Source organism: Streptomyces longispororuber, assembly GCF_024448165.1.
Classification (GTDB): Bacteria; Actinomycetota; Actinomycetes; order Streptomycetales; family Streptomycetaceae; genus Streptomyces; species Streptomyces longispororuber_A.
Map to the genome: position 1 here is coordinate 1 of NZ_JAMOLN010000286.1, position 10400 is coordinate 10400.

Genomic DNA, 10400 nt, shown 5'->3' on the forward strand with positions numbered 1-10400 from the left:
GTGGCTGCTGCTCGTCCCCGTCCTCCTGTACGGCTCCGCGCCGTTCGTCGCCAACCGCATCGAACCCCGCATCCTCGGCGTCCCGTTCCTGATCGCCTGGATCCTCGCCGCGACCGTCGTCAGCCCACTCGTCATCTGGCTCGCCGCCCGCCTCGACCCCGCCTACCGGACCGGCGCCGAAGAACCCATCCCGGCCGACGGCCCGACCCCCGAAGGAGGCGCCCGGTGAACGGCTCCGCCGCGATCGCGACGACCGTCTTCGGCCTCGCCATGGTCGCCACCATCGGCATCGGCCTGCTCTCCGCCCGCGGCCGCTCCAAGGGCCTCGCCGAATGGTCCGTGTCCAGCCGCGGCCTCGGCGTTCTCTTCATCTGGCTGCTGATGGCGGGGGAGACCTACACGAGCTTCTCCTTCCTCGGCACGGCCGGCTGGTCGTACTCCTTCGGCGCCCCGATCCTCTACCTGGTCGCCTACCTGACCGTCGGCTTCGCCGTCGCGTACATCGTCGGTCCCGCGCTGTGGACGTACGCGACCCGGCACCGGCTCATCTCGATCGCCGACATCGCCGAATTCCGTTTCAAATCAAGACCGTTGGGGATCCTCGTCGCCGTCGTCGCGACCGTGTTCATCGTCCCGTACATCCAGGTGCAGATCCAGGGCATGGGCGTCGTCGTCAACGCGATGACGTACGGGAGCGTCGACCTGCACGTCGCCGCCGTCATCTCGTTCGTCGTCGCCGAGGTCTTCATCCTCGTGTCGGGGCTGCGCGGCTCGGCCTGGGTGAGCGCCCTCAAGGACGTCCTCGTCATCGGCGCCGTGGTCTTCCTCGCCGTCTACATCCCGATGCACTACCTGGGCGGCTTCGGCGACTTCATGACCCGGATGGTCACCGAGCGGCCCGAATGGCTGACGTTCCCCGGACACGAGTCGGGCGGCCGCAACGCGATGTGGTTCCTGAGCACCGTCGTCCTCAACGCCGTCACCATCACCATCTTCCCGACCACGGTCGCCGGCTACCTGAGCGCCAAGAGCCCCAACGCGCTGCGCCGCAACGCCCTGCTGCTGCCCTGGTACCAGCTGCTCCTGTTCATCCCGATGATCGTCGGGGCGACCGCCCTGTTCGTGCTGCCCACCCTCGGCAACCCCGATCTCGCCCTCTTCAGCCTCGTCACCGACTCGCTGCCCGCCCCCGTCGTCGCCCTCATCGGGGTCGCGGGAGCGCTCTCCGCGATCGTGCCGATGAGCGTGTTCATGCTGTCGATCGGCACGCTCTGGGGCCGGACGGTCCTCGGCGGCGGCAACGGCTCCGACCCGCGCAGGCCCGCCCCCGCGGACGAGGGCGACGACGGCGTCCGCACCAAGCGGCTGTCCCAGGCCGTGTGCGTGGTCGCCGGACTGGTCGCCCTCGGCGGCAGCCTCTTCTACCCCAACACGCTCGTCGAACTGTCCGTCCTGTCCTACGAGGGCCTGGCCCAGCTCGTCCCCGTCGTGCTGCTCGCCCTGTTCTGGCGCCGGATGACGGCCCGGGCCGCCGCCGCGGGCATGGTCGTCGGACTCGCCGTGATGACCACGCTGTGGGCGAGCGACAACGACCCGTACCACGGCGTCAACGGCGGCATCATCGCGCTCGCCGCGAACCTCCTCGTGACCGTGGCCGTCACCTTCACGACACCCGCCTCCGGAACGGCCACCGTCCCCGCACCCCGCAAGCCCGCCCCCGCGACGGCGAAGGAGCACTGAACCGGCATGCCCGTGACGTACGACGACGAGACCGTTCCCGTCCTGCACCGCGCCGCCCACATCGTCGCCCAGCATGCCGACGGGCGCCCCGAACCGGAGATGCTCGCCGTCGCCGACGGCCGGATCCGGGCCACCGGCACCGTCGCCGCCCTCCGCGACAGGTTCCCCGGCGCCCCCGAGGCCGACCACGGCGACGCGACCCTGGTCCCCGGCCTGAACGACGCCCACATCCATCTCGCCATCGCCGCCGAGGACCTGCTCCACCTCGACCTGTCCGCGGCGGCCGTGGCCGGAACCGGAGGACTGCTGTCCGCCGTCGCCGCCGAGGCCGCCCGTGCCCCCGCCGGGTCCTGGGTGCGCGGCAGCCGCTACGACGACGTGAAGACCGGTCGTGTCACCCGCACCGCACTCGACCACGCCGCCCCCGACCACCCCGTCCTCGTCGTGCACGTCGCCGGACACTGGGGCGTCGCCAACTCCGCCGCCCTGCGCGCGCTCGGTGTCGACGAGGACACCCCCGACCCGGACGGCGGCGCGTACGGCCGCGACGACACCGGGCGGCTCGACGGCCGGCTCGTCGAACGTGCCCTGATGAACGTCGTCTACCCGGCGACCGCCCGCGGCGCCACCGCCCTCCCGCCGAGCACGGCCGACGACCGGCTGCGCGGCCTCCTGCGCGCACAGGAGCTGTGGCACGCCGCGGGCCTGACCTCCGTGTGCGACGCGCTCATCGCACCGGACGACATCGCCCTGCTCCAACGTGCCCGCGTGCAGGACGAGTTGACGCTCCGCGTCGGCATGCTGCTCTCCATCGACCACTACGAGAAGGCGCGGGCGCTCGGCGTCGGCAGCGGCTTCGGTGACGATCTGCTGCGGCTCGTCGGCGTCAAGGCGTTCCTCGACGGCGCCGTCGGCGGCCGCACCTGCCTCCTCAGCGAGCCGTTCGCCGACCACGGCGGACACGGCCTGCAGACGACCCCGACCAAGGAGCTGTTCGCGCACGTGCGCACCGTGCACGGCGACGGCAACCGGATCGGCGTGCACGCCAACGGCGACGCGGCGATCCGGCTCGTCCTCGACGCGTTCGAGGAGGCGTCCCGCGACCTGCCGCGGCCCGGCCTGCGCCACCGCATCGAACACTGCAGCGTCGTCGACGACGGGATCCTCGCCCGGATGCGCCGACTGGGCGCGATCGCCGTGCCGTTCGCCGGATACGCCGCCTACCACGGAGGGGCCCTGAACGACTGGTACGGACCGGCGCGCGTGGACCGGATGTTCGCCCACCGCTCGTTCCTCGACGCCGGCGTCACGGTCGCCGGCTCCTCCGACTACCCGTGCGGCCCCTACCAGCCGCTGCTCGGCCTGCAGTCCATGGTCACCCGCACCGGAATCGACGACGGCGTCGCCGCGGGACCCGCCCAGGCCGTCACCGCCGCCGAGGCGCTGCGCGTCTTCACGCTCGGCTCGGCCGAGGCGGAGGGCACGGAGTCCTACAAGGGACGCCTCGCGGCAGGTCAGTTGGCGGACTTCGTCGTGCTCGGAGACAACCCCCTCACCGCCGATCCGTCCGGCATCGCCGACATCCCCGTCCGCGCCACCTACGTCGGCGGCCGGCGCGTGCACGGGACGGGGGAGTGACCGTGCCCGAGCGCACCACGTACGAAGTGCCCGGCCTGACCGCCCCCGTCGAGATCCTCCTCGACCGCTGGGGCGTCCCCCACCTGTACGCCTCCGGGACCGACGACCTGTTCCGCGCGCAGGGGTTCAACGCCGCACGCGACCGCCTCTTCCAGCTCGACCTGTGGCGACGGCGCGGACTCGGCCTGCTCGCCGAGGTGTTCGGGCCCGCGTACATCGAACACGACCGCGCCGCCCGCCTGTTCCTCTACCGCGGCGACATGACCGAGGAGTGGCGGGCCTACGGCGAGGACGTCGAGCGGGCGACGACCGCGTTCGTCGCCGGGATCAACGCGTACGTCGACCTGTGCCGCTCGGGAGACGCCGAACCGCCGCCCGAATTCGACCTGTTGGAATACGAGCCCGCGCACTGGGACCCGTCCGACGTCGCCCGCATCCGCAGCCACGGACTCCAGTACAACCTGCGCGACGAGGTCGCCCGCGCCCTCACCCTCCGCGACCACGGCCCGGCCGCAGAGGACCTGCGCCGCCGCCGCGAACCCGCCCCGCACACCCTGCGCGTCCCCGAAGGACTCGACCTCTCCGTCATCCCCGACGACGTCCTGCGCGACTACGACCTGGCCACCACCCCGCCCTGGGCGGCCGCGGCACCGCGCCAGGGCCTCGACGGCTCCAACAACTGGGTCGTCGCCCCGTCCCGCACCGCCACCGGACGCCCCCTCCTCGCCAACGACCCGCACCGCGCCGTCACCCTGCCCTCGCTGCGCTACCTCGCCCACCTCAGCGCCCCCGGCCTCGACGTCATCGGCGCGGGCGAACCCGCCCTGCCCGGCCTGTCCATCGGACACAACGGTCACCTCGCGTTCGGGCTGACGATCTTCCCGATCGACCAGGAGGACCTGTACGTCTACGAGACCCGCCCCGACGACCCGTACGCGTACCGCTACCGCGACGGCTGGGAACCGATGACCCGCGTCACCGAGACCATCCCGGTCAGGGGAGCGGAGCCCGTGGAGACCGAGCTGACGTTCACCCGGCACGGCCCCGTCATCCGCCAACTTCCGGAGAAGCACGCCGCGTTCGCGGTGCGCGCCGCCTGGCTCGGCCCCGGCATGGCGCCCTACCTCGGCAGCATGGACTACATGCGGGCGAAGGATCCCGACGCGTTCGTCACCGCGCTGCGCCGCTGGGGCGCCCCCGGCGAGAACCAGGTGTACGCCGCCCCCGACGGCACCATCGGCTGGCGTCCCGCCGGGCGCGTCCCCGTACGGCCCGGCTGGGACGGCACCCTGCCGGTGCCCGGCGACGGACGCTACGAATGGGACGGCTTCCTCGACCTCGACGACCTGCCGTCCCGGCGCAACCCGCAACAGGGCTGGTTCGCCACCGCCAACGAGATGAACCTGCCGCCCGACCACGACAACGACCGGCACACCGTCACGTACGACTGGTACGCCCCCACCCGCCACGACCGCATCGCCGAGGCACTCTCCGCCCGCGACGACTGGACCGTACGGGACTGTGTCCGACTGCAGACCGACACCGTGAGCCTGCCCGCACACCGGATCGTCCCGCTGCTCGACCAGGTCGAGGACAACGAACTCGCGCCCGCTGTCGCCCTGTTGAGGGAGTGGGACGCCACGCTCGCCGCAGGCTCGGCCGCCGCCGCGCTCTTCGAGATCTGGTACCGGCGGCACCTGCGGCCCGCCCTCTACGCGCAAGCCTTCGGCGGCCCCGTGCCGCCCCGCGTCCTGCCCGCCGAGGACGCCTCCGCCGACGCCCGCGTCGACCTGGAACTCGTCGACCGCGGACTGGCCACCCCGGACCTGCTCGCCACGACGCTGCGCGCCGCCTTCGCCGACTGCACGGCCCTGCTCGGCCCGGACCCGGACACCTGGACGTGGGGCGCCCTGCACCGCGCCCACCTCGTCCACCCGGCCGCCGCACTGCTCGACGGGGCGGGCGGCCCGGCCGCACCCGCCTGGACCGAGGTCGGACCCGCCCCGCGCGGCGGCAGCGGCGACACCGTCGGCGCGGCGGCCTACGGCGGCGACTTCCGGCAGACCGCCGGAGCCACCTTCCGGCTCGTCGTCGACGTCGGCTCCTGGGACGAGTCCCTGGCCATGAACGCGCCCGGCCAGTCCGGCGATCCGCGCAGCGAGCACTACGCCGACCTGTTCGACGCATGGGCCGCCGACGGCGCCTTCCCGCTGCTCTACAGCCGCGAGCAGGTCGAGAAGCACGCCGTGCGCACGATCACCCTGGCACCGCCCGGTTGACAGGACCGCCTGGTGGACGAGACCGCCTAATTGACGGGGCTGATGGGCAGTTCGGGCTTCTGCGGCGCCATCGAGCGGCCCGCCACCTCCGCCGCCACCGCCGCGTGGATCTCCTCCGGCGACAGGTACGCGTCGGTCATCTCGAAGTCCTTGAGCGTGGCGGGCCGGTTCCGCTGGAACCCGGTGCGGACGAAGTCGTCGCCCGCCACCGCGTTCAGGCCCCAGTTCGCGGCCGTACGGAAGCGGGCCGTGAACGTCCGCAGCGCGCCCAGGTGGTAGCCGCGCGCCACGATCTGGGCGGGCAGCCCGGTCAGCTGCACCCCCATCGGCTTCGACACGGCCTGGATGCCACCCAGGTCGACGACGAGCCCGAGGTCCTTGTGGCGGTACGGGGCGAGCGGCGTGCCCCGCACGGCCGCCAGCACGTTGCGGGCCGCCGCCCAGCCCTGCCGCATCGCGTGCTGCGCCGTCGGCGGGCAGATCGCGTCACCGCCCTTGACGACGTCCGGCACGGCGGCCGCGTCCCCGAGCGCGTACACGCCGTCGAGGCCCGGCACGGTCAGCTCGGGGGTCACGACGAGCCGGCCCCGGTTCGTCTCCGCGTCCAGCGTGGCGATCAGCGGGCTCGGCGCGACACCGGCCGTCCAGATCAGCGTGTGGCAGGGCAGTTCCCGGCCGTCGGTCAGTGTCACGGTGTCCTCGGTGGCCTTCGCCACGGACACCCCGAGCGACACGTGCAGCCCGCGCCGCTGCAGGATCGCCATCGCCTTGTCGCCGAGCCGGTCGCCCAGCTCCGGCATCAGCTTCGGCGCCACGTCGACCAGGTGCCACTTGATCCCGGCCGGATCGAGCCCCGGATAGCGCTTCACCGCGGACGTCGTGAGCCGCTGCAGGTACGCGGCCGTCTCCGTGCCCGCGTAGCCGCCGCCGACCACCACGAACTGCAGCCGGGCCTCCCGCTCGGCCGGGTCCGAACTGGCCGCGGCCAGGTCGAGCTGCGAGATCACGTGGTCCCGGATCCAGGCCGCCTCGGCCAGCGTCTTCACGCCCACCGCGTGCTGGTCGACACCCGGGATGTCGAACTGGCGGGTGACGCTGCCGGGGGTGAGCACCAGATGGTCGTAGCGCTCGACGACGGTCTCGCCGTTGATCTTCCGGACGACGACGGCCTTCGCCTCCGGGTCCACGCCGACCGCGCCGCCCGGCACGATCGACGTGCGCCGCAGCATCCGCCGCAGCGGCACCGCCACCGACTGGGGCGTCAGCACGCCCGACGCGACGTGCGGCAGCAGTGGCAGGTACAGCTGGTGGTCCATGGGGCTGATGAGCTTGAGCACGGCCTCACCGGGCTTCAGCTCCTTCTCCAGCTTGTGCGCGCACTCCATTCCGGCGAACCCGCCGCCGACGATCAGGATCCGCGGCACGGTGGAGGAGCGGGGAGCGTTCGTGTTCCGGGGAGCGGTCATCTCGGATCTCTCCTGGGCTTCCTGGGGTGCATGGGTGCTGTCAGGTGAGCGTTGCCGGTCATACGTATCCGGATCGGCGCCGCCGAATCCCCGGACTCAGCGCCATCCTCCGACGAGCGGTACGACGCCGCACGTCAGCGTGGTCCGCCGGTCAGATTCCCGGCCGGTACCTGATGGGGTGGTCCGCGGGCACCTCGACCAGGACGATCTCGTGCCCGTCGGGATCGGCGATCCACATCTCGACCAGCCCCCACGGCTCCCGCACCGGCTCCCTGACGACCGGCACCCCGTGCGCCACCAGCTCGTCGCGGGCGGCCCGCGCGTCGGCCACCTGCAGCCACAGGCGCAGGCCCGGCACCGGTGGCCGGTCGGCCCGTCCCGACACCTCGAGGAAGCCGCCGCCGAGGAAGTACACCGTGCCCCGCTCGGGACCCGTGCCGAACTCCCGGTACACGGCCAGCCCCAGCGCCTCGCCGTAGAAGGCCCGCGACCGCTCGGGATCGACGGGACGGATCAGAACCCTGCTGCTCAGTACGTGAACCATGCCGCCGCAGAGTAGTGCGACCGGGTTAACCTCGACGGCGCCGACAGGCCCGAAACAGATGCGAGATCGGAGAGCCGCCCATGACCGCCGCCGCCCCCCTCACCTTCCGTGACGCCGTCACCGCCGACGCCGACGCGCTCGTCGCGCTCGTCGAGTCCGCGTACCGGGGGGACGACAGCCGGGCGGGCTGGACCACCGAGGCGGACATCCTGGAGGGGCAGCGCACCGACCCGCAGGGCGTCCTCGACGTCATCGAGGACCCCGGCAGCCGGCTCCTCACCGTCGAGCGCGACGGCGCGATCGTCGCCTGCTGCCAGCTGGAGCACCGCGACGACCACGCCTACTTCGGCATGTTCGCGGTCAGCCCGGCCCTCCAGGGCGCCGGACTCGGCAAGGTGATCATCGCGGAGGCGGAGCGCTTCGTCCGCGAGACGTGGGGCGTGCGCGAGATGCACATGACCGTGATCTCCGTGCGCGAGGAACTCATCGCCTGGTACGAGCGCCGCGGCTACCGCCGTACGGGAAAGATGAGCCCCTTCCCGTACGGCGACGAGCGCTTCGGCATCCCGCAGCGCGACGACCTGCAGTTCGAGCTGCTGGTCAAGCCGCTGGGCTGAGCGTCAGGCCGTGAACCGGCCGGTGCGCTTGATCTCCGGGTAGTCGGTGGTCGCCCCGTCCAGGCCGAGCGCCCGCACGAGCCGCAGATCGTCCTGGGTGTTCACCACCCAGCCGATGATCCGCAGGTCCGCCTTGCGGGCGTGCTCGACGATCTCCTGGGTGAGCCGCCGGATGTTCAGCACGAGGGTCGTGGCGCCGACCGCCGTGGCCCGCTCGACGACGTCCGTGCCGTACCGGCTCGCGACCAGGGCCGTACGGATCCCGGGCACCAGCCGGGCGATCTCCGCGACGGCCTCGTCGTGGAACGAGATCACCTCGACCCGGTGCACCAGATCGCGGCGCAGCAGCACCTCGGCGAGGGACCGCGCCGCCGCCGTGGTCTTGATCTCGGCCTGCAGCGGCGCGCTCACCGCGTCGACGACCTCCTCGAAGACCGGCACCCGCTCGCCGCGCCCCGCGTCGAGCGCGCGCAGTTCGGCGAGGGTCTTCTCGGCGATCGGCCCCTTGCCGTCCGTGGTGCGGTCCACGTCGGCGTCGTGCATGACGACGAGCGCGCCGTCCTTGCTGAGGTGCAGGTCGAGCTCGATGAGATCGAGCCCGGCCCGCTCCGCTGCGACGAAGGACCGCAGGGTGTTCTCGGGTTCGACCCCCATGACTCCACGATGCCCGATGGTGAGGAAGTTCAAGATCGTCTCGCTTCCGTCGACTGCGGCTCGGCTGCCGCTCGTACGTCTACGCGACAGCTCTGGCAGCCTAACGGCCCGCCTCGGCGAAGGAACCGCTGCGACGCGGGTGACCGGAGTCGTTCGTTCTGGCGCCGACGACGCCCAGGAGGAGTCCGGTGATGACGGCGGCGACGAGGACGGCACGGGTGCTCACGGCTGACGCGCTCCGGACGGTACGGGGACGGGGGACCCGCCCCGTCCTACCGCCCGGCCACCGCGGGCGCCCGCCATGTCATCCGTCCGTGGGCGAGTCCGGCGCGGGTTGACCCGGCTCCGTCGGCCCGGGCGGCAGCGCGTCCAGGTCGGCCAACATGCCGCGCGCCAGCTCGACTTCGGCCAGCAGGTGCCGCTCGCTCCAGCGCAGCGCGATCTGCGGATGCGCCCACGCCTCCACGCCGTCCGCCCGCGCGAGCGCGTCCCGCACCTCCTTCAACTCGCCCTCGGCGTGCGCCACGTGCTCCTCCACGAGGGCCCGCAGCCGGTCCGGCGCGGCGAGATGGCCGAGCCACACGCGCAGCACGACCGGGTGCCTGAGCGTCACGGCACCGGCGTCCCGCCCGCCCGCCGCCCAGCTCGCGAGCGCCGCCCGCCCCTCCTCCGTGATGGCGTACGTCCGCTTCGTGCGCGGCTCCTCGGGGCCCGAGCGCCGCGACGTGACGTGCCCGAGCTCCTCCAGGCGGCGCAGCTCGGCGTAGATCTGGCTGAAGGCGGGCGCCCCGTAGAAGAACCGCAGCGACGCGTCCGCCCACTTCTTCAGCTCGTACCCGGTCCGCTCGCCGGGGAAGGAGAGAAGCCCGAGAACGGCCCAGGCGGTGGGCGGCAGTTGCGAGGTCGGCATGCGGCGCATTGAAGTGAGCGGCGGCCGCCCGCGCAAGAGGCCGTGGCTACGCCCTGCGGCGCAACTGCGCCCACAGGTGGTGCTGCAGCGGCTGTCCGACGGCCGCGAGGTCGTGTGTGAAGGTGAGGGTGTCCTCGTCGGTGAGGGTGTAGCGGCGGCGGGTCGCGTCGACCTGCTTGGCGGTGGGGGTGAGGGCCACCGAGTCCGTGGCGAGGTCGATCGTGTCACCGATCGCCGTGCCGACCGCGATCTCCGCGATGCCGGTCGGCTGGGTGATCAGCGCCTCCACCCGGCCGTCGGGCTGCAGCCGCCACCAGCCGCTCTCCCGGGCCGCCGGACGCAGCGGGGCGTCGTCGGTGCCGAGCAGCCAGGCGCGGGCCTCGTAGCGCAGGAAGGGCCGTCCGTCGTGGCTGAACGTGACCTCCTGCGCGTATCTGAAGGCGTCGTCGAGCGTGGGGTACTCGCCCTGGCCCCGGCCGTGCCAGCGGCCCAGGAGGCCGAGCACCGGCCCGAGCAGCGGATGCGGTGCGGGCGCCGCGGCCTGGTCCAGGG

The 10400-nt window shown here is 72.9% G+C and carries 11 protein-coding genes; 5 read left to right on the top strand and 6 right to left on the bottom strand.

Annotation, left to right across the window (positions count from 1 at the left end):
- The 4 genes from M4J07_RS43725 to M4J07_RS43740 all read left to right on the top strand — a co-directional run.
- The coding region (locus M4J07_RS43725) for a DUF3311 domain-containing protein (protein ID WP_255982124.1) at positions 1-229 on the top strand (229 nt) is incomplete at its 5' end.
- On the top strand, positions 226-1740 hold the full coding sequence (locus tag M4J07_RS43730; protein ID WP_255982126.1) for a sodium:solute symporter family protein: 1515 nt from the start codon (positions 226-228) through the stop codon (positions 1738-1740). The genes M4J07_RS43725 and M4J07_RS43730, both read left to right, overlap by 4 nt.
- Before the next feature lie 6 nt (positions 1741-1746).
- Positions 1747-3378 (top strand): amidohydrolase, encoded by a 1632-nt coding sequence (locus tag M4J07_RS43735; protein WP_255982128.1) that lies wholly within the window; start codon positions 1747-1749, stop codon positions 3376-3378.
- Positions 3379-3380: 2 nt separating this feature from the next.
- Entirely contained in the window at positions 3381-5657 is a 2277-nt protein-coding gene (locus tag M4J07_RS43740) for a penicillin acylase family protein (protein ID WP_255982130.1), read from the top strand.
- Positions 5658-5683: 26 nt separating this feature from the next.
- Here M4J07_RS43740 and M4J07_RS43745 read toward each other — a convergent pair whose 3' ends face one another.
- Together M4J07_RS43745 and M4J07_RS43750 are read right to left on the bottom strand one after the other, a co-directional pair.
- Complete coding sequence (locus M4J07_RS43745; RefSeq protein WP_255982132.1) at positions 5684-7123, bottom strand: NAD(P)/FAD-dependent oxidoreductase; 1440 nt, start codon at positions 7121-7123, stop codon at positions 5684-5686.
- Positions 7124-7274: 151 nt separating this feature from the next.
- Positions 7275-7667, bottom strand: coding sequence for a VOC family protein (locus tag M4J07_RS43750; RefSeq protein ID WP_255982134.1), 393 nt, complete (start codon positions 7665-7667; stop codon positions 7275-7277).
- Between the two features lie 80 nt (positions 7668-7747).
- On the opposite strand from M4J07_RS43750, the gene M4J07_RS43755 reads away from it, so the two are divergent.
- On the top strand, positions 7748-8284 hold the full coding sequence (locus tag M4J07_RS43755) for a GNAT family N-acetyltransferase (protein ID WP_255982136.1): 537 nt from the start codon (positions 7748-7750) through the stop codon (positions 8282-8284).
- A gap of 3 nt (positions 8285-8287) precedes the next feature.
- On the opposite strand, the gene M4J07_RS43760 is transcribed toward M4J07_RS43755, so the two are convergent.
- The 4 genes from M4J07_RS43760 to M4J07_RS43775 form a co-directional block, all read right to left on the bottom strand.
- A complete protein-coding gene (locus M4J07_RS43760; RefSeq protein WP_255982138.1) occupies positions 8288-8971 on the bottom strand; it encodes a glycerophosphodiester phosphodiesterase in 684 nt (227 codons plus the stop codon).
- A gap of 67 nt (positions 8972-9038) precedes the next feature.
- A complete protein-coding gene (locus tag M4J07_RS43765) occupies positions 9039-9164 on the bottom strand; it encodes a hypothetical protein (RefSeq protein ID WP_255982140.1) in 126 nt (41 codons plus the stop codon).
- A 78-nt stretch (positions 9165-9242) separates the two neighbouring features.
- Positions 9243-9848 carry a PadR family transcriptional regulator gene (locus M4J07_RS43770; RefSeq protein ID WP_255982142.1) on the bottom strand — a complete coding sequence of 202 codons (606 nt, stop codon included), beginning with the start codon at positions 9846-9848 and terminating at the stop codon, positions 9243-9245.
- A gap of 46 nt (positions 9849-9894) precedes the next feature.
- Positions 9895-10398 carry an FABP family protein gene (locus tag M4J07_RS43775; RefSeq protein WP_255982144.1) on the bottom strand — a complete coding sequence of 168 codons (504 nt, stop codon included), beginning with the start codon at positions 10396-10398 and terminating at the stop codon, positions 9895-9897.
- Positions 10399-10400: the final 2 nt, after the last annotated feature.

What these genes read in the sequence shown, in the direction of transcription:
- M4J07_RS43770 (WP_255982142.1), bottom strand. Translation starts at nt 9,848, where the DNA reads ATGCCGACCTCGCAACTGCCGCCCACCGCCTGGGCCGTTCTCGGGCTT.
- M4J07_RS43755 (WP_255982136.1), top strand. Translation starts at nt 7,748, where the DNA reads ATGACCGCCGCCGCCCCCCTCACCTTCCGTGACGCCGTCACCGCCGAC.
- M4J07_RS43735 (WP_255982128.1), top strand. Translation starts at nt 1,747, where the DNA reads ATGCCCGTGACGTACGACGACGAGACCGTTCCCGTCCTGCACCGCGCC.
- M4J07_RS43745 (WP_255982132.1), bottom strand. Translation starts at nt 7,123, where the DNA reads ATGACCGCTCCCCGGAACACGAACGCTCCCCGCTCCTCCACCGTGCCG.
- M4J07_RS43750 (WP_255982134.1), bottom strand. Translation starts at nt 7,667, where the DNA reads ATGGTTCACGTACTGAGCAGCAGGGTTCTGATCCGTCCCGTCGATCCC.